The 25,910-nt window shown below is 55.0% G+C and carries 21 protein-coding genes; 16 read left to right on the top strand and 5 right to left on the bottom strand.

What is annotated here, in order from left to right; translation table 11 throughout:
* Positions 1–188: 188 nt before the first annotated feature.
* From iscR to sseB, 10 genes are all read left to right on the top strand, one after another.
* Positions 189–680 carry a Fe-S cluster assembly transcriptional regulator IscR gene (gene iscR / locus ABIB59_RS23085; protein ID WP_039079652.1) on the top strand — a complete coding sequence of 164 codons (492 nt, stop codon included), beginning with the start codon at positions 189–191 and terminating at the stop codon, positions 678–680.
* Positions 681–922: 242 nt separating this feature from the next.
* Complete coding sequence (gene iscS / locus ABIB59_RS23080) at positions 923–2,137, top strand: cysteine desulfurase (protein ID WP_039079653.1); 1,215 nt, start codon at positions 923–925, stop codon at positions 2,135–2,137.
* Between the two features lie 27 nt (positions 2,138–2,164).
* Positions 2,165–2,551, top strand: a complete 387-nt coding sequence (iscU, locus tag ABIB59_RS23075; RefSeq protein ID WP_003860661.1) for a Fe-S cluster assembly scaffold IscU — start codon at positions 2,165–2,167, stop codon at positions 2,549–2,551.
* A gap of 13 nt (positions 2,552–2,564) precedes the next feature.
* Positions 2,565–2,888 (top strand): iron-sulfur cluster assembly protein IscA, encoded by a 324-nt coding sequence (gene iscA, locus ABIB59_RS23070; protein WP_039079654.1) that lies wholly within the window; start codon positions 2,565–2,567, stop codon positions 2,886–2,888.
* A gap of 122 nt (positions 2,889–3,010) precedes the next feature.
* Complete coding sequence (gene hscB, locus ABIB59_RS23065) at positions 3,011–3,526, top strand: co-chaperone HscB (protein ID WP_079496154.1); 516 nt, start codon at positions 3,011–3,013, stop codon at positions 3,524–3,526.
* Between the two features lie 18 nt (positions 3,527–3,544).
* Positions 3,545–5,395, top strand: a complete 1,851-nt coding sequence (gene hscA / locus ABIB59_RS23060; RefSeq protein WP_079496155.1) for a Fe-S protein assembly chaperone HscA — start codon at positions 3,545–3,547, stop codon at positions 5,393–5,395.
* Position 5,396: 1 nt separating this feature from the next.
* Positions 5,397–5,732, top strand: a complete 336-nt coding sequence (fdx, locus tag ABIB59_RS23055; protein WP_039079657.1) for an ISC system 2Fe-2S type ferredoxin — start codon at positions 5,397–5,399, stop codon at positions 5,730–5,732.
* Between the two features lies 1 nt (position 5,733).
* Positions 5,734–5,934, top strand: a complete 201-nt coding sequence (gene iscX / locus ABIB59_RS23050) for a Fe-S cluster assembly protein IscX (RefSeq protein WP_039079658.1) — start codon at positions 5,734–5,736, stop codon at positions 5,932–5,934.
* A 60-nt stretch (positions 5,935–5,994) separates the two neighbouring features.
* Positions 5,995–7,284 (top strand): aminopeptidase PepB, encoded by a 1,290-nt coding sequence (gene pepB / locus ABIB59_RS23045; RefSeq protein ID WP_354037168.1) that lies wholly within the window; start codon positions 5,995–5,997, stop codon positions 7,282–7,284.
* Positions 7,285–7,408: 124 nt separating this feature from the next.
* A complete protein-coding gene (gene sseB, locus ABIB59_RS23040; RefSeq protein ID WP_335258107.1) occupies positions 7,409–8,212 on the top strand; it encodes an enhanced serine sensitivity protein SseB in 804 nt (267 codons plus the stop codon).
* 39 nt (positions 8,213–8,251) lie between these two features.
* Here sseB and ABIB59_RS23035 read toward each other — a convergent pair whose 3' ends face one another.
* From ABIB59_RS23035 to ABIB59_RS23015, 5 genes are all read right to left on the bottom strand, one after another.
* Complete coding sequence (locus ABIB59_RS23035) at positions 8,252–8,896, bottom strand: DUF5066 family protein (RefSeq protein WP_354037165.1); 645 nt, start codon at positions 8,894–8,896, stop codon at positions 8,252–8,254.
* A 49-nt stretch (positions 8,897–8,945) separates the two neighbouring features.
* The gene (locus tag ABIB59_RS23030; protein WP_071193425.1) at positions 8,946–9,719 is read right to left on the bottom strand and encodes a MurR/RpiR family transcriptional regulator; all 774 of its coding nucleotides are present in this window, start codon (positions 9,717–9,719) and stop codon (positions 8,946–8,948) included.
* Entirely contained in the window at positions 9,720–10,565 is an 846-nt protein-coding gene (gene sseA / locus ABIB59_RS23025; protein WP_354037163.1) for a 3-mercaptopyruvate sulfurtransferase, read from the bottom strand.
* 215 nt (positions 10,566–10,780) lie between these two features.
* Positions 10,781–12,148: a 6-phospho-alpha-glucosidase gene (locus ABIB59_RS23020; protein WP_317077379.1), complete on the bottom strand. Its 1,368-nt coding sequence runs from the start codon at positions 12,146–12,148 to the stop codon at positions 10,781–10,783.
* 12 nt (positions 12,149–12,160) lie between these two features.
* On the bottom strand, positions 12,161–13,705 hold the full coding sequence (locus tag ABIB59_RS23015; RefSeq protein ID WP_354037161.1) for a PTS transporter subunit EIIC: 1,545 nt from the start codon (positions 13,703–13,705) through the stop codon (positions 12,161–12,163).
* 278 nt (positions 13,706–13,983) lie between these two features.
* Between ABIB59_RS23015 and ABIB59_RS23010 the strand changes: the two genes are divergently transcribed.
* The 6 genes from ABIB59_RS23010 to ispG all read left to right on the top strand — a co-directional run bounded on the left by ABIB59_RS23010 (position 13,984) and on the right by ispG (position 25,821).
* Positions 13,984–18,945, top strand: coding sequence for an alpha-2-macroglobulin family protein (locus ABIB59_RS23010; RefSeq protein ID WP_354037159.1), 4,962 nt, complete (start codon positions 13,984–13,986; stop codon positions 18,943–18,945).
* A 1-nt stretch (position 18,946) separates the two neighbouring features.
* Positions 18,947–21,271, top strand: a complete 2,325-nt coding sequence (gene pbpC / locus ABIB59_RS23005; RefSeq protein WP_354037157.1) for a peptidoglycan glycosyltransferase PbpC — start codon at positions 18,947–18,949, stop codon at positions 21,269–21,271.
* Between the two features lie 283 nt (positions 21,272–21,554).
* Positions 21,555–21,986: a nucleoside-diphosphate kinase gene (ndk, locus tag ABIB59_RS23000; protein ID WP_039079665.1), complete on the top strand. Its 432-nt coding sequence runs from the start codon at positions 21,555–21,557 to the stop codon at positions 21,984–21,986.
* Between the two features lie 217 nt (positions 21,987–22,203).
* On the top strand, positions 22,204–23,370 hold the full coding sequence (rlmN, locus tag ABIB59_RS22995; protein ID WP_039079666.1) for a dual-specificity RNA methyltransferase RlmN: 1,167 nt from the start codon (positions 22,204–22,206) through the stop codon (positions 23,368–23,370).
* 292 nt (positions 23,371–23,662) lie between these two features.
* Positions 23,663–24,676 carry a cytoskeleton protein RodZ gene (rodZ, locus tag ABIB59_RS22990; protein WP_354037155.1) on the top strand — a complete coding sequence of 338 codons (1,014 nt, stop codon included), beginning with the start codon at positions 23,663–23,665 and terminating at the stop codon, positions 24,674–24,676.
* 26 nt (positions 24,677–24,702) lie between these two features.
* Positions 24,703–25,821, top strand: coding sequence for a flavodoxin-dependent (E)-4-hydroxy-3-methylbut-2-enyl-diphosphate synthase (ispG, locus tag ABIB59_RS22985; RefSeq protein ID WP_039079668.1), 1,119 nt, complete (start codon positions 24,703–24,705; stop codon positions 25,819–25,821).
* Positions 25,822–25,910: the final 89 nt, after the last annotated feature.

Here is a 25,910-nt window from a genome sequence, read left to right as displayed (position 1 = left end):
CGACTGCTTCAGCGGGCGAAGAGTGCCCTTAAGCAAAACGGCACGTAAAGCCAAATACCTGACTAAAACAGTCAAGTAAATAGTTGACCAATTTAGTCAGGAATGTCAGACTTGCCCCTGCTATGCGACATTATTTTAAATTTTAATAAAAACCCCGGGCAGGGGCGAGTCTGAGGCTAAGTTAAGACATGAGACTGACATCTAAAGGGCGTTATGCCGTGACCGCAATGCTGGACGTTGCGCTCAACTCCGAAACGGGCCCGGTACCGTTGGCGGATATTTCCGAACGTCAGGGAATCTCCCTCTCTTATCTGGAACAACTGTTCTCTCGCTTGCGCAAAAATGGCCTGGTGGCCAGCGTGCGTGGCCCGGGCGGCGGTTATCTGCTGGGTAAAGATGCAGGCAGTATCGCTGTTGGTGAAGTGATCAGCGCCGTTGACGAATCTGTTGATGCAACCCGTTGCCAGGGTAAAAGCGGCTGCCAGGGCGGCGACAAGTGCCTGACCCATGCGCTGTGGCGTGACCTGAGCGATCGTCTGACCGGTTTCCTGAACAACATCACCCTGGGTGAGTTGGTCAATAACCAGGAAATCCTCGATGTGTCCGATCGTCAGCATACGCACGAATCCCATCGCACGACCCGTGGTCAGGATGCCATCGACGTTAAGCTGCGCGCATAATTTACCCGTCCTGTTTCGGGGCGCTGCTGCGTTGGCCGCACTTGTTTAACCCGGGCGCTTACTTATGTAAGCTCCTGGGCATTCACAAGCTTGCCGCCTTGCCGCACCGCAAAACAGTTAGGTTAAAACACTATAAGAATTCAGAATCAGGCCGGGGTGATCCGTCACCCCGTATAAACGGTCGTACATCCAGCCGGTAGCCTGATTCATTGCATTGAGTGATGTACGGAGTTTATAGAGCAATGAAATTACCGATCTATCTCGATTACTCCGCAACGACGCCGGTGGATCCGCGTGTTGCTGAGAAAATGATGCAGTGTCTGACTCTGGACGGGACTTTTGGTAACCCAGCTTCTCGTTCTCACCGTTTTGGCTGGCAAGCTGAAGAGGCGGTTGATATCGCCCGTAATCAGATTGCTGAGCTGGTTGGTGCCGATCCGCGTGAAATAGTTTTCACCTCTGGCGCGACCGAATCCGATAACCTGGCGATCAAAGGTGCGGCCAACTTCTATCAGAAAAAAGGCAAGCACATCATCACCAGCAAAACCGAACACAAAGCCGTGCTGGACACCTGCCGTCAGCTCGAGCGTGAAGGTTTCGACGTGACCTATCTGGCGCCTCAGCGCAACGGCATCATCGACCTGAAAGAGCTCGAAGCGGCCATGCGTGACGACACCATCCTCGTCTCCATTATGCACGTGAACAACGAAATCGGTGTGGTACAGGATATCGCGACCATCGGCGAAATGTGCCGTGCGCGCGGCATTATCTACCACGTTGATGCGACCCAGAGCGTGGGCAAACTGCCTATCGACCTGAGCCAGTTGAAAGTGGATCTGATGTCCTTCTCCGGCCACAAAATCTATGGCCCGAAAGGGATTGGCGCGCTGTATGTGCGTCGTAAACCGCGTATCCGCATCGAAGCACAGATGCACGGCGGCGGTCACGAGCGCGGCATGCGTTCCGGTACCCTGCCAGTACACCAGATTGTCGGCATGGGTGAAGCTTACCGTATCGCCAAAGAAGAGATGGAAACCGAGATGGCGCGTCTGCGTGGTCTGCGTAACCGTCTGTGGGACGGCGTGAAAGATATGGAAGAGGTCTACCTGAACGGCGATCTCGACCAGGGCGCACCGAACATCCTCAACGTCAGCTTTAACTACGTTGAAGGCGAGTCGCTGATCATGGCGCTCAAAGACTTGGCTGTTTCCTCTGGTTCTGCCTGTACTTCGGCGAGCCTGGAGCCCTCTTACGTGCTGCGTGCGCTGGGCATGACTGACGAGCTGGCACACAGCTCTATTCGTTTCTCTTTAGGTCGTTTCACTACCGAAGAAGAGATTGACTACGCCATCAAGCTGGTTCGCAACTCCATTGGTCGTCTGCGCGAACTTTCTCCACTGTGGGAAATGTTCAAACAGGGCGTGGATTTGAACACCATTGAATGGTCACATCACTAATCGGTAGCGGAATCAGGAGAACAGAACATGGCTTACAGCGAAAAAGTAATCGATCACTACGAAAACCCGCGCAACGTCGGCTCTTTCGACAACAGCGATGAGAGCGTTGGTAGCGGTATGGTGGGTGCGCCAGCCTGTGGCGACGTAATGAAGTTGCAGATCAAAGTCAACAATGAAGGTATCATTGAGGACGCGCGCTTCAAGACCTACGGTTGCGGTTCGGCAATCGCCTCCAGTTCACTCGTCACCGAGTGGGTAAAAGGCAAGTCCCTGGATGAAGCGCAGGCAATTAAAAACACTGACATTGCTGAAGAGCTGGAATTGCCGCCGGTAAAAATCCACTGCTCTATTCTGGCGGAAGATGCGATTAAGGCCGCAATTGCGGACTACAAAAGTAAACGTGAAGCAAAATAATTGAGGGCATTGTATGTCGATTACCCTGAGCGACAGTGCTGCAACGCGAGTGAATAACTTTTTGGCCAACCGCGGTAAAGGGTTTGGCCTGCGTCTGGGGGTCAGAACCTCTGGTTGTTCTGGCATGGCCTACGTACTGGAATTTGTTGACGAACCCTCGGCGGAAGACACCGTGTTCGAAGATAAAGGTGTGAAGGTCGTTATCGACGGCAAGAGCCTGCAATTCCTTGATGGCACGCAACTGGATTTCGTTAAAGAAGGCCTGAACGAAGGGTTTAAGTTCACCAACCCGAACGTCAAAGACGAGTGCGGTTGCGGCGAAAGCTTTAACGTGTAATTGCATTTCACCGATAAGCCCCACCATAGAAAAGACTCACATCCTTCGCGCTGAGACAGCGTGAAGGACGCAGAGTATGACTGTGCGTGGGGTTTGTTTTAGCAGGCTATTCCGAGATTGCTATGGATTACTTCACGCTCTTTGGGTTATCCGCCCACTATCAGATTGACATTCAGGCGCTGGCGTCACGTTACCAGGATCTGCAGCGTCAATACCATCCGGATAAATTCGCCAGCGGAACCCAGGCAGAACAACTGGCTGCGCTGCAGCAGTCTGCAACCATCAATCAGGCATGGCAGACGCTGCGTAGCCCGCTGAACCGCGCGGAATATCTCCTTTCACTGCACGGCTTCGATCTCGCCAGCGAACAGCACACGGTGCGCGATACCGCTTTTCTGATGGAACAACTGGAATTGCGCGAAGAGCTTGATGAGATTGAACAGGCGCGGGATCAGGCGCGTCTGGAAAGCTTTAGCAAACGCGTGAAAGGTATGTTTGATTCCCGCCATCAGCAACTGGTCGAACAACTGAATACTGAAACGTGGGATGTCGCGGCGGATACCGTGCGTAAACTGCGTTTTCTCGATAAACTGCGCAGCTCAATAGAACAACTCGAAGAAAAACTGCTCGGTTTTTAATTTTTCTGGAAGCACAAGATGGCCTTATTACAAATTAGTGAGCCTGGTTTGAGTGCCGCGCCGCATCAGCGTCGCCTGGCGGCAGGCATCGATTTAGGCACCACCAATTCTCTGGTTGCTACTGTACGCAGCGGCCAGGCTGAGACCCTTGCCGATAGCGCCGGGCGTCATCTGTTACCTTCGGTTGTGCACTATTCAGCCACCGAACATACCGTGGGTTATGACGCGCGTGCCAACGCCGCACAGGATCCGGTTAATACCATCAGTTCCGTAAAACGCATGCTGGGCCGCGCGCTGAGCGACATCCAGGCACGTTACCCGCATCTGCCGTATCAATTGCAGGCAAGCGAGAACGGTCTGCCGATGATTGCCACCAGCGCGGGGCTGATAAACCCGATCCGCGTCTCTGCTGATATCCTGAAATCCCTTGCGCTGCGCGCGCAGGAATCCCTGTCCGGCGAGCTGGACGGCGTGGTTATCACTGTTCCGGCATATTTTGATGATGCGCAGCGTCAGGGCACCAAAGATGCCGCGCGCCTGGCGGGCCTTCATGTTCTGCGTTTGCTCAACGAACCGACTGCAGCGGCGATAGCCTATGGCCTGGACTCCGGGAAAGAGGGGGTGATTGCCGTTTACGATCTGGGCGGCGGTACCTTTGATATTTCCATTCTGCGCTTAAGTCGCGGGGTGTTTGAAGTGCTGGCCACCGGCGGTGATTCCGCGCTGGGCGGCGATGACTTTGATCATCTGCTGGCAGATTTTATCCGCGAGCAGGCGAACCTGCCTCAGCATGGCGACAACCGTCTGCAGCGTGAACTGCTTGACGCCGCCATTGCCGCAAAAATTGCGCTGAGCGATGCCGCGTCCGTCACCGTTGAGGTGGCTGGCTGGCAGGGCACAGTGACCCGTGAACAGTTCGAAGCGCTGATTTCGACGCTGGTCAAACGTACCTTGCTTTCTTGCCGTCGCGCGCTGAAAGATGCGGGTGTTGAGCCGAACGAAGTGCTGGAAGTGGTAATGGTGGGCGGCTCCACGCGGGTCCCTCTGGTTCGCGAGCAAGTGGGTGAGTTTTTTGGTCGAACGCCGCTGACCTCCATCGACCCGGATAAAGTTGTCGCGATTGGCGCGGCGATCCAGGCCGATATTCTGGTGGGCAATAAGCCAGACAGCGACATGCTGCTGCTGGATGTGATCCCGCTGTCGCTTGGCCTGGAAACCATGGGTGGGCTGGTGGAAAAAGTTATCCCGCGTAATACCACCATTCCGGTGGCGCGTGCGCAGGAGTTCACCACCTTCAAAGATGGTCAAACGGCCATGTCTATCCACGTAATGCAGGGCGAGCGCGAACTGGTGCAGGATTGCCGTTCGCTGGCGCGTTTTGCGCTGCGTGGTATCCCGGCGATGCCAGCGGGTGGCGCCCATATCCGTGTTACTTTCCAGGTGGATGCGGACGGCCTGCTCAGCGTGACGGCGATGGAGAAATCCACCGGCGTTGAAGCGGCTATCCAGGTCAAGCCATCCTACGGTCTGACCGACAACGAAATCGCCACCATGATTAAAGATTCCATGAGCTTCGCTGAGCAGGACGTGAAAGCGCGTATGCTGGCCGAACAAAAAGTGGAAGCTGCCCGCGTACTGGAAAGCCTGAACGGTGCGCTGGCGACAGATGCCGCGCTGTTAAGCGCCGCAGAGCGGACGGTTATCGACGAGGCTATCGCACAGTTAAGTGCGGTTGCTAACGGCGATGATACTGATGCCATCGAACAAGCCATTAAAAATCTAGACAAACAAACCCAGGAATTCGCCGCGCGCCGCATGGATCAATCCGTGCGCACCGCGTTAAAAGGCCATTCCGTCGACGAGGTTTAACATGCCAAAGATCGTTTTTCTGCCTCATCAGGACCTCTGTCCCGATGGCGCAGTTCTGGAAGCTAAGAGCGGCGAGACCATTCTTGATGTAGCCCTGCGTGGCGGTATTGAGATTGAACACGCCTGTGAGAAATCCTGCGCCTGTACCACCTGCCACTGTGTCGTGCGTGAAGGGTTTGATTCGTTGCCGGAAAGCAGCGAAGACGAAGACGACATGCTGGATAAAGCCTGGGGTCTGGAGCCGGAAAGTCGCCTGGGCTGCCAGGCGCGTGTCACCGACGAAGATCTGGTTGTGGAGATCCCGCGTTACACTATCAACCACGCCCGGGAGCATTAATATGGCACTGAAATGGACCGACAGTCGCGAGATCGGCGAGGCGCTGTATGACGCTAACCCGGATCTCGATCCGAGAACTGTCCGCTTCACCGATATGCACCAGTGGATTTGCGATCTGGAAGATTTTGATGACGATCCGAACGCATCGAACGAAAAGATTCTCGAAGCAATTCTGCTAGTCTGGTTAGATGAAGCATCTTGATATCGACGGGCTGCCTTCTGGCGGCCCGTTTTCATATCCCATGCGCTAAAGGACAAAACAATGACAACAGAAGCGATGAAAATTACGCTGACGACCCAGGGCGCAGACGCTCGTTGGGGCGAAAAAGCGCTCTACAGTATTAATAACGACGGCATCACCCTGCACCTGACCGGTAAAGATGACACAGGCTTAATCCAGCGCGCCGCGCGCAAAATTGATGGCATGGGCATAAAGCATGTCGCGCTGAGCGGTGAAGGCTGGAACGCGGATCGCAGTTGGGCGTTCTGGGCCGGTTACAAAGGGCCGAAAGGGACGCGCAATGTTGAGTGGCCGAACTTATCAGAGTCCGATCAAAAAGAGCTCGACAGCCGTCTGAAAACTATCGACTGGGTGCGTGACATCATCAATGCGCCAGCAGAAGATCTCGGGCCGGAACAACTGGCGCAACGCGCTGTGGATCTGCTCAATGACGTGGGCGGCGAGGCGGTCTCTTACCGGATCGTGAAAGGCGAAGATCTGCGCGAAAAAGGGTATATGGGTATCCATACTGTCGGGCGCGGTTCTGAACGTCCGCCGGTCCTGCTGTCGCTGGATTATAATCCGACGGACGATGCAGAAGCGCCAATCTATGCCTGTCTGGTCGGTAAAGGCATTACCTTCGATTCCGGCGGTTATAGCATCAAGCAGACCGCGTTTATGGATTCGATGAAATCCGATATGGGCGGTGCTGCGCTGGTGACCGGCGCACTGGCATTTGCGATTACACGCGGCCTGAAAAAGCGGGTGAAACTTTACCTGTGCTGCGCGGATAACATGGTCAGCGGCAACGCTTTCAAACTGGGCGATATCATCCGCTACCGCAACGGCAAAACCGTAGAAGTCATGAACACCGATGCGGAAGGGCGTCTGGTGCTGGCAGACGGTCTGATTAATGCCTCCGCGCAGAAACCGCAATTTATCATCGATGCCGCGACCCTGACCGGGGCTGCCAAAACCGCATTGGGTAATGACTATCATGCGCTGTTTAGCTTCGATGACAAACTGGCAAACCGTTTACTGGCCAGCGCTGCGGCGGAAAACGAGCCGTTCTGGCGTTTGCCGCTGGCGGAATTCCACCGTAATCAGCTACCGTCAAACTTTGCCGAGCTGAATAACACCGCTGGCGCGGCGTTCCCGGCAGGGGCAAGCACGGCGGCAGGTTTCCTGTCGCATTTTGTGGAAAATTATCAGCAGGGCTGGCTGCATATCGACTGCTCTGCGACCTATCGTAAAGCGGCGGTGGAGCAGTGGGCTGCGGGTGCGACGGGCCTTGGCGTGCGTGCCATCGCGAATCTGTTGACCGCGAAGTAATTTTCCCCTCATCCTGACCTTCTCCCCAAAGGGGGGAGGGGGTTGTACGGTGCAGGCCGTCCCCCTCTCTGTGGGAGAGGGCCGGGGTGAGGGCATCAAACAGCTTAAACGAACAGTAAAATTTATGTCTCATTCAGACCACGAACACGACCATCATCACGAGCCTGAAACTCTCGATAGCCTACTGGAAAAAGCGGCGACCGAGCCGGCTTACCGCCCGGCATTTTTCCGCAAATTGCTGGAATCCACTGTTTGGGTGCCAGGCACTGCCGCGGAAGATGAAGCCATTGTTGAAGACAGCGCGTTGGATCTACAGCACTGGGAAAAGGACGACGGCCAGTCGGTGATCCCCTTTTTCACCTCCCTCGAAGCCCTGCAGCAGGCGGTGGAAACGGAGCAGGCATTTGTGGTGATGCCTGCGCGTACGCTATTTGAAATGACGCTCGGTGAGACGCTGTTCCTCAATGCGAAGTTACCGACCGGGAAAGAGCTCACGCCGCGTGAAATCAACCATCTGGTGGGTAAAGATGACAGTCCGTTAAGCCAGCAGGAAGTGCTGGAAGGCGGCATGTCGCTGCTGCTGTCCGAAGTGGCAGAGCCACCCGCGCAAATGATCGATTCGTTGACCAAATTGTTCTCGACCTTCAACCACGTGAAATGTGCGTATCTTTGCTCTATCAAAGAGAAAAATGATGCCCAGCCGAACCTGCTGATTGGTATTGAAGCCGAAGGCGACATTGAGAGCGTGATTGAGGCGGCAGGCAGTGTGGCAATGGATACCTTACCGGGTGATGAGCCGGTGGATATTTGCCAGGTAGTAAAAGGGGAACACGGGGTCAGCCATTTTATGATTGCCCATATCACCCCCTTCTATGAGCGCCGCTGGGGCAGTTTCCTGCGCGATCTGAAGAACAACCGCATTATCTGATGTGTAACGGCGCAGAGGCTGCGCCGTTTTTCTGAAAAATTAATTTGGCATTTCATCCAGTTTATCAAACAATGCATCATGGAATCTTTCCAGATTAATCATTTTCTCATCACGAATTTGGTTTGCTTCGCGCTGTTTTTCCCAGAGAGGATTATCTTCCGTACTAATTCCATTAATAAAATACATATATTCAATTAATGATGATTCCGCCAGCCATAATTCAAAACGTTCCATGCGCGCAATCGGATATTCTCCCTGCGGGTCAAGCTCGGTAACATAAATAAAAATGCTTTGGTCGCCTGCGTGATTTATACGAACAAGCGCAGGGAGTTTGGCATCGTCATTCCAGACTGGCATCAGATCATCAAGCGATTTCCCTGACTCATCCATGGACATACCATAGTATGCGTCAATATCTGGCGTTGCAGAATGAATGACGCCCTCAGCATCGATTTGTGCCAAAAGAGCGTGAAGTACGGGGATGTTTGATTTAGTAAGCATGTCCCGGTCGTAGGCTAATAACGCTTTGAGGCTCTCGGGAAGTTCAACCGTTTCCGTATTCGCTTCATCACGATATTTTCTTATACGTAAACGTTTTATCTCTTCCATAGACATGGGGTTGAGTTTTTTATTACGGTTGACGCTTTTTATTAAGTCCATTAATTCAGGTAATGAATAATTCATTTCACTTTCCTTGTAAATATAATTCACGAAGGACCTTACTATAATGATATTAGCCCGTCGCTTCCAGTAGCAGTAAATCCATCAGTAACACCAGATTCGACTCAAACGACGTTACCCCGGCCGCTTCGGCGGCAAAATGCACCGCTTCGTCATACAGCGCAAAATGCAAATCCGCGAGGTTTGCCAGCGTATTCGCCGAGGCGCGAGTAAAGGCGATTACTGTCATACCGACATTCTGTGCAATACGCGCTTTATCCAGAACCTGTTCCGTTTCGCCGCTACGTGAGACGGCGATAAACACCTGGTAACGCGCCGCGTTGCTGAGGAAGATATTACGGCTGTCGCCGGGGCCGGAAATAAATGCCGTCTTGCCCAGCACCTGCAATTTTTTTGTCAGGTATTCCGCAAACAGATATGAAAACCCGGCGCCATAAAGAAAAAAACTCTCTTTCTCGCGCAGTAATGTGACAAACCGTTGGCGTTTTTCCTCGGTTACCCACTGAAAGGTCTGCTGATAGTTCGCCATAAACTGATGGAAAAGCGCAGGCAGGGTATTGCCGTTTCCCGTAACCTGCTCTGGGATATGAGGGGTATCGGCCAGAAGCTGTTTGCAGTGCCAGATAAATTCGCTATAGCCGCTAAACCCCAGTTTCTGGCATAGCCGCATAATGGTGGCAGTAGAGACAAATGTCGCCGTCGCCAGATCGCGGACGGTGATATTGCCCACCAGCAGCGGGTGATCCGTGAGGTGGGCGAGGACCCGGTATTCGGCGCGGGTAAGAGACTCCCCGCGCGTTAAAAGGGGCGCTAAACGGTTATCCATTTACGCAGGTTCAATCGGCAAGTCGTCGCGCGCGCCCCATTCACTCCAGGAACCATCGTACAACTTCACGTTATTTGCGCCGAGCGTGGTCAGTGCCAGGATGACGACAGTGGCGGTGACACCCGAGCCGCAACTGACAATAATCGGCTCCTGCAGATTAACGCCCTGACGTGTGAAAATGGCCTCCAGCTCGTCTGTCGTTTTTAGTTCACCGTTAACCACCAGATCGCCCCAAGGCACATTCAGCGCGCCGGGAATATGGCCGCGTTTCAGGCCTGCACGCGGTTCATCCACCTCGGCGTTGAAACGGGCCGCCGGGCGGGCATCCACAAGCTGTGCGGTACGCTCGTGGCTGACCAGCAGCACATCGGTCAGGCGTTTAACCAGTGATGGGTCAACTTTCACCTCGAAATCAGATTGCGGCAAGTTGGCGTCACCCTGCTCAAGCGGCAGTTCATCGCGCTGCCAGCCTGCGAATCCGCCTGCCAGAATTGAAACCCGCTCGACACCGAAATAACGCAGCATCCACCAGGTGCGCGGGGCGGAGAAGAGATTGCCTTCGTCATAGACCACCAGATGTTTGTCGTGGCTTACGCCCAGCTCGCGCATGGCGACGGCAAAGGCTTCCGGGCGCGGTAACATGTGCGGCAGCGAAGTGGTGTGGTCAGAAAGGGCTTCGATATCAAAAAATACCGCCCCGGGAATGTGCCCGGCGCGGTATTCAGCCGTCATATTACGGGTGTGTTCCTGGCCTGCGGGTGCCATACGGGCATCGATGACCTGAACTTCGGGGTCATCGGCGTGTTCAATCAGCCAGTCGGCTGAGACAAAAAAAGAGGTGGACATGGTTGCCTCCGTGTCATCAACAAGAAACCCGCCATGCTTCAGGCTGCAGGTGTATTGGCTGGATTCGTTCATCCCGGTCACTTACATCAGTAAGCTTCGGGGATTCTCTCATCTGCCGCCTGCCTGCAACTTGAATTATTCAGGGTATATCCTGAATTGTTAACGTTTTTTCCTGCCCCGACAAGCAACCATCGCAAAAGGCGCGAGTATCCTCGTTATTTTTTTATCGCCCGCCCATTTTCCCAGGCTTTTTGCAGCGCGGGCCAGTATTCGCGATTCGCCGCGATCATTTCATCAAGAATCGCTTTAGCGTGTTGCATGGTGGGCACTGTGCGGTTGAGCGTAAAGGCCTGCAGGGCTTTTTCATAACTACCTTCAATGGTGGCTTCAACCAGCAGTTGTTCCGAAGCCAGTTGCTGCATCAATAATGTTTGATGAAACAACGGCACCGCCCCCATGCGCACCGGCTCCGGTCCGTTTGCCGTGATGTACGCCGGCACTTCTACCATTGCATCGTAGGGGAGGTTCGCAATCGCCCCTTTATTTTCGACGATCACCAGATGGCGCTGACGTAAATCAAAGGCCAGCGAGCAGGCGACATCAACGATAAACGCGCCGTGAACCCCGACATGAAACGCATCCGGTAAGACGCCGGTACGTTGATACTCCTGGGCTGCGGCAAACAGCTTTTTCTCCCTGCCGTTCATCACCTCATTGGCGCGGGTATAGTTGGGATCCTGATGTTCAACAATCTCGTTGGGCATCAGGTAGTACTGTAGATAGGGATTCGGCAGATATTCCGGGAAATGATCCATCAGCGGTTTAATATTGCGCCATGTCTTCACCCACGACGGATCCGAGTGTTGCGGATCGGTCTGCGCGGCATCTTCGGTGAGCAGGCCAAAGCGGGCAATGTGTTCACGCAGTTGAGGCAGTCTGTCTTCGCCATCAACAAGCACGCGGGTAAACCAGCCAAAATGGTTCAGGCCGAAGTAATCCACCTCCAGTTTGTGGCGATCAACGCCGAGGATCGCTCCCATATTGCGCATCGCCGCCACCGGCATATCGCAAATATTGAGCACGCGGGCGTCCGGACGCAGACGACGTACCCCTTCGGCAACAATTGCAGCGGGGTTGGAATAATTCACAATCCACGCGCGTTTATCGGCGTAGCGCTCGACCAGGTCAATGAGTTCCACCATTGGCAGAATGGTGCGCAGACCGTACGCCAGACCGCCAGGTCCACAGGTTTCCTGACCCACCACACCATGACGCAGCGGGATTTTCTCATCCTGCTCGCGCATTCTGTACTGGCCGACACGCATCTGGGCGAAGACGAAATGGGCACCGCTAAAGGCCGCTTCCGGGTCACTGGTGACGGTAAATTTGATGCTCTGGCTGTGGTCACGAATCACTTTTTCCACCACCGGTGCTATGGTGCTCTGTCGGGCTTCGTCAATGTCGTAGAGGCGAATTTCCGCCAGCGGGAAATCCTCCAGACGCACCATCAGGCTTTTGACAATCCCTGGCGTGTAGGTGCTGCCGCCACCGGCGATAGAGAGAATAAATGGGGGTTTCAACATCTTTAGTCTCCTTTAGAGAAACGCCTCAACGGCTTCTCGCATTTTTTTGACATGCAGCCCGTAGACCACCTGAACGTTATTGCCTTGTTTGATGACCGCTTTCGCGCCTGTTGCTTTCAGGCGAGGTTCATCAATGGTGGCGACATCTTTCACCGTGACGCGCAGACGGGTATAGCAGTTGTCTACCACCTCGATGTTGCCGCGTCCGCCAAGTCCTTCGATAATTGCCTCGCCCAGCCCGTCGTTGTTACCTTTGGCCTGGTAATCCTGCTTGCTGTACAAACGTGTCTCTTCGTCGTCGGTTTCCCGGCCTGGCGTCTTCATGTCGAAACGCAAAATCAGGAAACGGAAAATAACGAAGTAGAGGGCGAACATAATCAGCCCGACCACGATGTACATCGGCCAGTTCGACTTCACAGTGCCGAGCGGCAGGTTATAGAGAATGAAATCAATGATGCCGTTTGCGCCGATGGCATGGACGCCAAGCAGCGAGAAAAGCATCATGCCGATGCCGGTCAGCACCGCGTGCACCACGAACAGAAGTGGTGCGACGAACAGAAAAGAAAACTCAAGCGGTTCGGTCACCCCAACCAGAAGGGAGGTGAGCGCTGCGGGGATAAGAATTGCTTTCGCCGCCGCTTTGCGTTCGGGCCTGGCGGTCAAATACATGGCCAGTGCGGCGGCGGGCAGGCCGAACATTTTACTGATGCCACGCGCATCCCAGACCACTGTGCTGCTCAGTTGTTTCACGTCCGGGCAGGCCATTTCGGCAAAATAGATATTGCGCGCGCCCTGGTACATCGAGCCGCACACCTCCTGCGTACCGCCCAGTTCGGTATATAAAAATGGCGTGTAGACCAGGTGATGCAGGCCTGTGGGAACCAGAATGCGCTCCAGGAAGCCATAAATGGCCACGCCGAATGGCCCGGCACCTTTAATGGCCATTGCCAGCGTGCTGATGCCATGCTGGGCGAAAGGCCACAGCTCGCTCATGACAACACCCAGCACCATAGAGACAGGGAGCATGATGATGGCGACAAAGCAGTGACCGGAATAGATAGCCATCGCCCCGGAAAACTGTACGCCGGAATACTTGTTGTACAGATATCCCGATAGCGCGCCGGTGAGGATCCCAGCGAAGACCCCCATCTCCAGCACCTGTACACCCAGCACCATGCTTTGGCCCGCGGCTTTCATCTGATCGGCCGCTGCCAGCCCGCCCTGCATCTGCAAGGTGACATTCATGGCATTGATAAACACGATAAAGGTGACCAGACCAATGAGCGCGGCATAGCCTTTATCACGTGCGGCGAGACCGACGGGAATGCCGACTGCAAACACCAGCGCCAGATTTGCCAACACGGAGACGGCGGATTTAGCAATCAGTTGCCCGGTATGTTGAATCAGCGGATGACCGAGAAACGGCAGGTACTCTGCCAGGTTGCCGTTGCCGAAAATATTTCCGAAGGCGATAAACAAGCCGACAATCGGCAAAATCAGCACCGGACCAAAGAGGGACTTCCCGAAATTTTGTAGGGCGTTAACGGCTCTGCTCATAACGTTCTCTCTTATATGAACCGCAAAAAAGGGGTGAAGATGCATTAACGTTAGCAGGTACACGCAAAAGTAAGCTACCTATCTCATTGTTTTAAAAACAAATGACCTGAAAGGTAACATGTAACGTTACGACCTGTGATCGCGGTAACATGACTGATCGAACCGGCTAAACGCAGCGAAGCGCTTTCCAGATTCTGGGAGGGTGTTTGTAATCGGCAAAGTCACGCATAATACTTACGCTTAACGAATTAACAGGCTTTGTGGGCCAGGGATAAAGGATGAAACTGAAACGTTCGACGGCGATCGCTATCGCCTTCTTTAGTGCGTTCATATTGGCAGGTTGTGATAACAACGATAAACCTCAGGAAGCGCAGGCCGCTCCGGCGGCAGCCGCGCCAGCCGCGAGTCAAACGCCACCCGCGACAAAACCGGATGGCGAAAAACTCAAACAACTGGCGGCGAGCAGTGAAGGCAAGCCGTTAACGCTGGTAGATGCCTCAGAGGTCCAGCTTGAGGGCGCGGCCGCCCTGGTGTTGACCTTTTCCGTTCCGCTCGATCCGGATCAGAACTTTGCCCAGACTGTCCACGTGGTGGATAAAAAGAATGGCAAAGTCGACGGGGCATGGGAACTCTCCACAAACCTGAAAGAACTTCGCCTGCGTCACCTTGAACCCAACCGCGAACTGTTGGTATCCGTTGACCGCGGGCTGGTGGCGCTTAATAAAGCCACTTTTGGTATTGATTACGAAAAGGCGATTACCACCCGTGATATTCAGCCTACCGTTGGCTTTGCCAGCCGTGGTTCTTTACTGCCTGGAAAAGTGGTGGAAGGGCTGCCGGTTATGGCGCTTAACGTCAATAATGTGGACGTTAACTTCTACCGCGTGAAGCCGGAATCGCTGGCGGCTTTCGTTAGCCAGTGGGAATACCGCAACGCGCTGACCAACTGGGAGTCGGACAATTTGCTGAAAATGGCCGATCTGGTTTACACCGGTCGGTTTGACCTCAATCCGGCACGTAACACCCGCGAAAAACTTCTGCTTCCGCTGGGGGAAATCAAGCCCCTACAGCAGGCCGGAGTCTATATCGCCGTTATGAACCAGGCGGGGCACTATAGCTATAGCAATGCGGCGACCCTTTTTACGCTGAGTAATATTGGCCTGTCCGCCCACCGTTACCATAACCGGTTAGATATTTTCACCCAGGGCCTCGAAAATGGTGCGGCGCAATCGGGCGTCGATGTTGTGCTGCTGAACGATAAAGGCCAGACGCTGGCGCAGGCGACCAGCGATGCACAGGGGCATGCCACGCTGACCACGGACAAAGAAGCGGCACTGATTCTGGCGCGTAAAGACGGCGAAACAACCTTGCTCGACTTACAGCTTCCTGCCCTCGATCTGGCGGAATTTGCGATTGCCGGTGATCCGGGTTACAGCAAGCAATTCTTTATGTTTGGCCCGCGCGATCTCTACCGTCCCGGCGAAACCGTGATCGTAAATGCTCTGCTGCGTGACAGCGACGGTAAACCGCTCGCCGATCAGCCCGTGAAGCTTGAGGTGGTCAAACCGGATGGTCAGGTGATGCGTACCGTGGTAAGCCAGCCGACAAACGGTCTGTATCATTTTACCTACGCCCTGGATGCCAGTGCGCAGACCGGTACATGGTCGATTCGCGCCAATACCGGGGATAACCAACTGCGTAGCTGGTCTTTCCATGTAGAAGACTTTATGCCGGAACGCATGGCGTTGAATCTGAGCCCTCAACCGACACCGCTTAAGGCCGATGAGGATGTGGATTTCAACGTCGCTGGCTATTACCTGTACGGCGCGCCGGCCAACGGCAATACCCTGCAGGGCCAGCTCTATTTGCGCCCTTTACGCGAAGCGGTAAAAGCGCTGCCAGGTTTTCAGTTTGGCGACATTGCCGATGAAAATCTGACGCGTACCCTGGATGAAGTGCATCTGACACTGGATGAAAAAGGCCATGGCCAGGTTACAGCCCCCAGCCAGTGGCAGGAAACTCACTCACCGTTGCAGGTTATTTTGCAGGCAAGCCTGCTTGAATCGGGCGGTCGTCCGGTCACGCGTCGTGCTGAACAGGCTATCTGGCCTGCGCCTGTGCTGCCGGGTATCCGTCCGCAGTTTGCCTCGAAGGCGGTTTACGATTACCGCACCGATACCACCGTCAACCAGCCGATTGTTGATGAAAATGGTAATGCCGGTTTTGACATTGTCTATGCCGATGCGCAGGGCGTGAAAAAAGCGGTTTCTGGCCTGCAGGTCCGATTGATTCGCGAACGTCGCGACTACTACTGGAACTGGTCAGAAAGCGAAGGCTGGCAGTCACAGTTTGATCAAAAAGATCTGGTAGAGAATGAGCAGACGCTGGATCTCACCGCTGACGAAACCGGGAAAATTACCGTACCGGTAGAGTGGGGCTCATATCGCCTTGAAGTCAAAGCGCCTGATGAAAGCGTCAGTAGCGTCCGTTTCTGGGCCGGTTATAGCTGGCAGGATAACAGCGACGGCACCGGGGCCGCACGCCCTGACCGTGTCACGATGAAGCTGGACAAACCCGCCTATCAGCCGGGCGATACCATTAAGCTGCACATCACCGCACCGGCGGCAGGCAAAGGCTACGCCATGATTGAGTCCAGCGAAGGGCCGTTGTGGTGGCAGGAAATCGACGTGCCCGCGACAGGGCTGGATCTCTCTATTCCGGTGGATCAGAAATGGCGTCGCCATGACCTCTACCTGAGCACGCTGGTAGTGCGTCCGGGAGATAAGTCCAAATCGGCAACGCCGAAACGCGCCGTGGGCTTGCTCCATCTGCCGATGGGGGATGAAAACCGCCGCCTCTCCGTGGCCCTGGAAAGTCCGCAAAAAATGCGTCCGAACCAGCCGCTGACGGTCAAGGTGAAGGCCAGCCTGAAAAACGGCACCGTGCCAAAACAGGTCAACGTGCTGGTCTCCGCAGTAGATAGCGGAGTGTTGAATATCACGGATTATGTTACGCCAGACCCGTGGGAAGCCTTCTTTGGGCAAAAACGCTATGGCGCCGATATCTATGACATCTATGGTCAGGTGATTGAAGGGCAGGGGCGTCTTGCCGCGTTACGTTTTGGTGGTGATGGTGACGAGCTCAACCGTGGCGGCAAGCCACCGGTTAACCATGTCACCATCATTGCCCAACAGGCGCAGCCGGTTACGCTGGACGACAAGGGTGAAGGCACGGTTACGCTGCCAATTGGCGACTTTAACGGTGAACTGCGCGTAATGGCGCAGGCCTGGACCGCGGAAGACTTCGGTAACAGCGAAAGCAAAGTGATTGTCGCCGCACCGGTGATTACCGAGCTCAACACGCCTCGCTTCCTGGCCGGTGGCGATACCAGCCGCCTGACGCTCGATATTACCAACCTCACCGATAAGCCGCAGACGCTGAATGTTGCGCTGGCGGCAAAAGGCTTACTGGCGCTGGAAAGCGAGCAACCGAAGCCGGTGAACGTAGCGCCAGGGGCGCGGATGACGCTCTTTATTCCGGTACGTGCGCTGGACGGTTATGGCGATGGCGAAGTGACGGCTGCCATTTCAGGTCTGACGTTGCCGGGGGAAACCTTCGCGACGCAGACTAAATCGTGGAAAATCGGTGTGCGTCCGGCTTACCCGGCACAGACTATCAGCAGCGATGTCATGCTCTATCCGCATGAGACCTGGAATGCACCGGCTGAGCATACGAAACGTATTTCGCCAGTAGCCCTGCAGGGGCAGTTGTTGCTGAGCGGACGTCCTTCACTCAACATCGCCCGTTACATTCAGGAGCTGAAAGCCTACCCGTACGGATGCCTTGAGCAGACGGCGAGCGGGCTGTTCCCGTCGTTGTATACCAATGCGGCTCAGCTTAAGGCGATGGGTATCAAGGGTGATAGCGATGAACAGCGCCGTGCGGCAGTGGAGATCGGTATCGCCCGCTTGCTGCAAATGCAGCGTGATGACGGTGGCTTCTCGTTATGGGATAAAAACGGGCCGGAAGAGTACTGGTTGTCCGCCTACGTGACTGACTTCCTGGTCCGCGCCTCAGAGCAGGGTTACAGCGTGCCGGTGGAGGCGCTGAATAATGCCAATAGCCGTCTGCTGCGTTACTTGCAGGACCCGGCGGTGATGGCTGTGCGTTACAGCGACGATGTCCAGGCGACAAAATTTGCGGCGCAAAGCTATGCGGCGCTGGTGCTTGCACGTCAGCAGAAAGCCCCACTCGGCGCGCTGCGCGAACTGTGGCAGCGTCATGCGCAGGCGAAAGCGGGTCTGCCTCTGCTGCAACTGGGGGTGGCACTCAAGCTGATGGGCGATGCTCCGCGCAGTGAACAGGCACTGGCGCTGGCGTTAACTACACCGCGTGCGAAAGCGCAGCGCTGGATGGCGGATTACGGTAGCGAACTGCGTGATAACGCGCTGATGCTGTCGCTGCTGGAAGAAAATTCGCTGTTGCCGGATGCGCAGAACAAGTTGCTGACCACCTTGTCTGAACAGGCCTATGGCCAACGCTGGCTCTCCACGCAGGAAAGCAATGCGCTTTATCTGGCGGGGCGTCATTTGCAGAACTTGCCGGGGACATGGCAGGCACAGACCTCCCTGACCAGTGAAGAGCTGAAAGGCGACAAACCGCAAACCCGTGAACTCAACGCGGACCAGATGACGGCACTGACGGTGACAAACACCGGTGAAAGCCCGATGTGGCTGCGTCTCGACAGTACAGGGTATCCGGAGTACACCCCGGCACCGGCCAGCAATGTCCTGAATATCGAACGGCAGATCCTTGGTACCGATGGGCAGACAAAATCACTGGCCTCGCTGAAAAGCGGCGAACTGGTGCTGGTCTGGCTTGAAGTCCGCGCCAGCCACAACGTGCCAGATGCGCTGGTGGTTGACCTTCTGCCAGCCGGACTGGAACTGGAAAACCAGAATCTGGCCAGCAGCAGCGCGAGCCTGCAGGATAGCGGCAGCGAAGTGCAGGAACTCCTTAACCGTATGCAGCAGGCTGATATTGCCCATATGGAATTCCGCGATGATCGCTTTGTCGCCGCCGTCTCCGTTAGCGAAGGGCAGCCAGTCACGCTGGTTTACCTTGCGCGTGCGGTAACGCCGGGAACCTATCAACTGCCGATGCCGCAGGTGGAGTCTATGTATGTGCCGCAGTGGCGGGCAACAGGGGCCGCAAGCGGTCCGTTGATCGTTCGCCCATAGCATGAATAAAGGGCGCACCTGGCGCTCCCGCGGGCTTTGGCTTGCGGGAGCGTTTCTTCTTATTCCGTTGGTGCTTTTTATTGCCGACAAACTCTGGCCGCTGCCTCTAAAAGAGGTCAACCCGGCGCGCGTCGTTGTGGCGGAGGATGGCACGCCGCTCTGGCGCTTCGCTGATGCCGAAGGGATCTGGCGCTATCCGGTGGCGATAGAAGATGTCTCTCCGCGCTATTTACAGGCGCTTATCGAATACGAGGACCGCTGGTTCTGGAAACACCCTGGCGTAAACCCGCTTTCGGTCGCCCGTGCTGCATGGCAGGATCTGCTGGCTGGCAGAGTTATTTCTGGCGGCAGTACGCTCACTATGCAGGTTGCGCGTTTGCTCGATCCCCATCCGCGTACCTTTGGCGGTAAAGTGCGCCAGTTATGGCGGGCGTTGCAACTGGAGTGGCATCTCTCCAAGCGCGACATTCTGACGCTCTATCTCAACCGTGCCCCGTTTGGCGGTACGTTGCAGGGCGTTGGGGCGGCAAGCTGGGTTTATCTGGGCAAATCTCCCGCGCAGCTCAGCTATGCAGAGGCGGCACTGCTGGCTGTCTTACCACAGGCACCGAGTCGCCTGCGCCCTGACCGCTGGTCGGAGCGTGCCCAGGCGGCGCGGGATAAAGTACTGGATCGCATGGTCTCGCAGGGTGTGTGGAGCCAAAAACAGGTAGCGGAGTCGCGCGAAGAGCCGGTCTGGCTGGCACCGCGTCAGATGCCGCAACTCGCGCCCCTCTTCTCCCGTTATATGTTGAGCAAAGACCCGGGCCTCAAAATTACCACCACACTTGATGCCAGCCTCCAGCGTCAGCTTGAAGACCTGGCCGCTGGCGTGAAATCTCGTCTGCCCCAGCGTAGCTCGCTGGCGATCATCGTTGTCGACCATACGGACATGAAAGTCCGCGGCTGGGTGGGGTCGGTGGACATTAATGACGACAACCGTTTTGGCCATGTCGATATGGTCAGTGCCATCCGCTCGCCGGGTTCGGTGTTAAAACCCTTCATTTATGGCCTGGCGATGGATGAAGGTCTGATTCATCCCGCCTCGTTACTACAGGATGTGCCACGGCGAACGGGGGACTATCGTCCCGGTAATTTTGACAGCGGTTTTCACGGACCGGTCAGCATGAACGAGGCGCTGGTTCGCTCACTTAACCTTCCGGCGGTACAGGTTCTGGAGGCCTACGGGCCGAAGAAATTTGCCGCTACGCTGCGCAATGCCGGGTTGCCGCTTAAATTGCCGGAAGGCGCGGAGCCGAACCTGTCACTTATTCTGGGTGGGGCAGGCGCCCGTCTGGCGGATATCACCGCAGCGTATAGTGCCTTTGCGCGCCACGGCAAGGCCGGGCAATTACGCTTTCAGCCAGACGATCCGTTGATGGAAAGAACGCTGATGTCGCCGGGCGCGGCGTGGATTATTCGCCGCATTCTTGCCGGAGAAGCGCAGCCGTTACCGGACAACGCGCTCCCGCAAGTGGTGCCGCTGGCCTGGAAAACCGGCACCAGCTACGGTTATCGTGACGCCTGGGCCATTGGGCTGAATAGCCGCTATGTGATTGGCGTCTGGACGGGCAGGCCGGACGGCACACCGGTTGCGGGCCAGTTTGGTTTCGCCAGCGCAGTGCCATTGCTCAATCAGGTAAACAATATGCTCCAGCCTCGTTCCGCGCTGGAGCTGGCGCGTTTACCGCAGGATCCGCGCCCGGAATCGGTCAGCCGCGATGTCATCTGCTGGCCTGGCGGGCAGAGCCTACCGGAAGGTGACAGCAATTGTCGCCGCCGTCTGGCGACCTGGCTTCTGGATAACAGCCAGCCACCCACGATGTTGATGGCGGAACAAGAAGGGGCGCGCGGCATTCGTTTCCCGGTGTGGGTTAACGCGCAGGGACAACGTGTTGCGCCAGATTGTCCCGATGCGCAGCAACGCACAATCATCGTCTGGCCTTTACCGCTGGAACCCTGGTTACCTGATGGCGAGCGCCGGGCGGCAAGATTACCTCCGCGCTCGAAAACCTGTCCTCCGCGCGATGAGAACGCGCCGCCGCCGCTGTTGCTCTCGGGGATCCGCGATGGCGCAGTGATCAAACGGTTACCGGGGCGCTCGCAGGCAACATTGCCGCTACAGGCCACCGGTGGCGAAGGGCGACGCTGGTGGTTTTTAAACGGAGAGCCGCTGGACGGTCATGATCAACTATTTAGCCTTAACCTTGATAAAAGCGGTCAGTATCAGTTACTGGTGATGGATGACGCCGGGCAGGTCGCGGCGGTAGAGTTCGCGGTGCAATAACGCAACACATATACGCATCCTTTTTCACGCTGCCTTTGTGTTGGTTGCACGTGTACGCCCCGGTGACTGATTTATGTAAGTACCGGGGATGCCTGCGCTTGCCGCCTTGATGTAACCTGAATAATGTGGTGAAGGGACGTTTTGGTGAATGGTGTTGCTGAAACTCGTCTTATTTTAAAAAAATGTTACCTTTATCCATAGGCAATGCCCGCGTTGCTCTTTATAATCCGCGCCAGGTCATACGTATGTATGTACGACAACAGAACAACTTACAGGGGTTAACATGGCTATTGAACGTACTTTTTCCATCATCAAGCCGAACGCGGTGGCAAAAAACGTTATTGGTAGTATTTTCGCGCGTTTTGAATCTGCTGGTTTCAAGATTGTTGGCACGAAAATGCTGCATCTGTCCGTTGAGCAGGCTCGTGGTTTCTACGCTGAGCACGAAGGCAAACCGTTCTTCGACGGCCTGGTTGAGTTCATGACCTCCGGCCCGATCGTGGTCTCCGTACTGGAAAGCGAAAACGCGGTGCAGCGTCACCGTGACCTGCTGGGCGCTACCAACCCGGCTAACGCGCTGGCAGGTACTCTGCGCGCTGATTATGCTGACAGCTTCACCGAGAACGGCACCCACGGTTCCGATTCTCTGGAATCTGCGGCGCGCGAAATCGCCTATTTCTTCGGCGAAGGCGAAGTTTGCCCACGCACTCGCTAATTTCTGCGGCCTTACGCACCCTGTTGTGCGAAGCCCATCGGAAATTGTAAGCAGATTTACACTTTATTTTGCCAATGCCGCGCGCAGTCGTGGCATCTGCACAGCAGAATTTGTACAATGCAGCGCCCCGTGAATTGCAACATGCATTCCCGGGGCGCTTCTTTTTTCAACCCTCCAGGGGCCATAACGTGTAATAACGAGGCCGGAATAAACAACTATGTCTGAACAGATTGTCACGCCTGAGAACGTCGCACTGACGGTTCCCAATAAAGATGCAAAAATCAACCTGCTGGATCTGAATCGTCAGCAGATGCGCGAGTTTTTCAAAAACTTAGGCGAAAAACCCTTCCGCGCCGATCAGGTGATGAAGTGGATGTACCACTATTGCAGCGACGATTTTGATGAGATGACCGACATCAATAAAGTGCTGCGTAATAAGCTCAAAGAGGTCGCGGTAATCCGCGCTCCTGAAGTCGTGGAAGAGCAACGTTCCTCCGATGGCACCATCAAATGGGCGATTGCCGTAGGCGATCAGCGCGTTGAAACGGTATACATTCCGGAAGACGATCGCGCCACGCTGTGCGTTTCCTCACAGGTTGGCTGTGCGCTGGAGTGTAAATTCTGCTCCACGGCGCAACAGGGCTTCAACCGTAACCTGAAAGTGTCAGAGATTATTGGCCAGGTCTGGCGCGCGGCGAAAATTATCGGTGCGGTTAAAACGACCGGCGTACGTCCCATCACTAACGTGGTGATGATGGGCATGGGCGAACCGCTGCTGAACCTGACTAACGTGGTGCCGGCAATGGAAATCATGCTGGATGACTTTGGTTTTGGCTTGTCCAAACGTCGCGTTACGCTGTCGACTTCTGGCGTGGTTCCTGCGCTGGATAAGCTGGGTGACATGATTGATGTTGCGCTGGCTATTTCACTGCATGCGCCGAACGATACCATTCGCGACGAAATTGTGCCGATCAACAAAAAGTACAATATTGCGACTTTCCTCGAATCGGTTCGCGGCTACATTTCGAAGTCCAATGCTAACCAGGGGCGCGTGACCATTGAATACGTCATGCTCGACCATGTGAACGATGGCACTGAGCATGCGCATGAGCTGGCGGCCTTGCTGAAAGACACGCCGTGCAAGATCAACCTGATTCCGTGGAACCCGTTCCCGGGCGCGCCGTATGGCCGCAGCTCGAACAGCCGTATCGACCGTTTCTGTAAGGTGCTGATGAGCTATGGCTTCACCACTATCGTGCGTAAAACACGCGGTGATGACATTGACGCGGCATGTGGTCAGTTGGCTGGTGATGTTATTGACCGTACGAAACGGACGATGCGTAAACGTATGCAGGGTGAGCCGATTTCGATTAAAGCGGTTTAGTGTTCTGGCGTCGCGGCAGGCTTCTGTGTCGCGACGCATAAATATGCTGATTTAATCGCCTGATTATAGTTGTGCAATCAATAATTACTGTGCGTTTCTCTCGACTTTAAGGCAGTATGTAGCGATGGAACAACAGCTTAGCAAAAGTACGAAAAGCTGTTCTGTTATGATCGGCCTGACAGTCTTATACTGTCGGTCTAAATTTAACTGACCCTGACATTTCGCGGCGCGCCCAGGCAATGCTTACTACGCGCCTGAATCTTAAATTTTCACGTACCAGCAGTTGTAGCGAATGAATACTGAAGCCACTCACGACCAAAACGAAGCACAAACCACGGGCGTTCGTCTGCGCAATGCCCGTGAACAACTCGGACTTAGCCAGCAGGCGGTAGCTGAGCGCCTCTGTCTCAAAGTTTCCACGGTACGCGATATTGAAGACGATAAGGCTCCTGCCGAATTGGCTTCAACATTCCTGCGTGGTTACATCCGCTCGTATGCGCGTTTGGTGCATATCCCGGAAGAAGAATTGCTGCCGATGATTGAGAAACAGGCCCCGATTCGGGCGGCGAAAGTCGCGCCGATGCAGACCTTTTCTCTGGGTAAACGTCGTAAAAAACGTGACGGCTGGTTAATGAGCTTTACCTGGCTGGTGCTGTTTGTGGTTGTTGGCCTGACGGGCGCATGGTGGTGGCAAAACCACAAAGCGCAGCAGCAAGAGATCACCACAATGGCCGATCAGTCATCTGCAGAGCTGAACGCCAGTGGTAGCAGCGAAGGGCAGAACGTTCCGCTGAATAACGATGCAGTCAGCACTGCGCCAGAAACACCAAATACTACGGCTGCGACTACGCCAGTTGAGCCAACGGCGCCGACAACAGCCGCGCCTGCAACAGCCGCGCAAACGCCTGCGGCAACCGCGCATTCCAACGCCGTTGTTTCGCCTTCTCAGGCACCTGTTACTCAATCCCCTGCCGCTCAGCCATCGGCTAACGCGAATAACGCGCCACTGCCGACTGACCAGGCGGGTATCGCCTCCCCGGACGCCGCACATGCGCTGGTCATGAACTTCAACGCCGACTGCTGGTTAGAAGTGAGCGATGCAAGCGGTAAAAAATTATTCAGCGGCATCCAGCGTAAAGACGCGACGCTGAATTTGACCGGCCAGGCGCCTTACAAGCTCAAAATCGGTGCACCTGCTGCGGTACAGATTCAATATCAGGGTAAACCTGTCGATCTGAGCCGCTTTATCAGAACTAACCAGGTTGCACGCCTGACCCTCAATGCCGAACAATCAGCAGTACAGTAACAGACGGGCAACGCGGGAGATTTTTCATGCATAACCAGGCTCCGATTCAACGTCGGAAATCGAAACGGATTTACGTTGGTAATGTGCCGATTGGCGATGGCGCCCCCATCGCCGTGCAGTCAATGACAAACACCCGCACCACAGACGTGGACGCGACGGTTGCGCAGATTAAAGCGCTTGAGCGCGTTGGCGCTGACATAGTTCGTGTTTCCGTTCCTACCATGGACGCGGCAGAAGCCTTCAAACTGATTAAGCAACAGGTGAGTGTACCGCTGGTCGCGGATATTCACTTTGACTACCGCATTGCGCTGAAAGTCGCGGAATACGGCGTCGATTGCCTGCGTATCAACCCAGGCAATATCGGTAATGAAGAACGTATACGCATGGTTGTTGACTGTGCGCGCGACAAAAATATCCCTATCCGTATTGGCGTTAACGCCGGATCGCTGGAAAAGGATCTGCAGGAAAAATATGGTGAGCCCACGCCGCAAGCGCTGCTGGAATCCGCCATGCGCCATGTCGATCACCTCGACAGACTCAATTTCGATCAATTCAAAGTCAGCGTAAAAGCCTCCGATGTATTCCTGGCGGTGGAGTCATACCGTCTGCTGGCAAAACAGATCGATCAACCATTACACCTTGGCATCACCGAAGCGGGCGGGGCGCGCAGTGGCGCGGTTAAGTCAGCGATCGGCCTGGGCTTACTGCTGTCGGAAGGGATCGGCGATACGCTGCGTGTCTCGCTGGCGGCGGATCCGGTTGAAGAGATCAAAGTTGGCTTCGATATCCTGAAATCACTGCGCATCCGTTCGCGTGGCATCAACTTTATCGCCTGTCCTACCTGCTCACGTCAGGAGTTTGACGTGATCGGCACCGTAAATGCCCTTGAACAGCGTCTGGAAGATATCATCACGCCGATGGATGTTTCGATCATCGGTTGCGTGGTGAACGGCCCTGGCGAAGCGCTGGTTTCTACGCTTGGCGTGACCGGTGGCAACAAGAAAAGCGGCCTTTACGAAGATGGCGTACGCAAGGACAGACTGGATAACGACGATATGATTACCCAGCTTGAAGCCCGCATCCGTGCGAAAGCATCAATCCTGGATGAAGCTAATCGTATTGCTGTGCAACAGGTAGAAAAATAACGTGATGGGAAGCGGCTGGCTTCCCGTGTATGATGAACCCGCAAGGCGCAAGCCCTGAGGGTTCATTTTTTGTATTCAAAAAGAGAATA

It is taken from the genome of Citrobacter sp. UYEF32 (assembly GCF_040546205.1).
GTDB lineage: Bacteria > Pseudomonadota > Gammaproteobacteria > Enterobacterales > Enterobacteriaceae > Phytobacter > Phytobacter diazotrophicus.
Note: the sequence above shows the minus strand (reverse complement) of the source record. Positions and strands in the feature narration are given on the sequence as shown.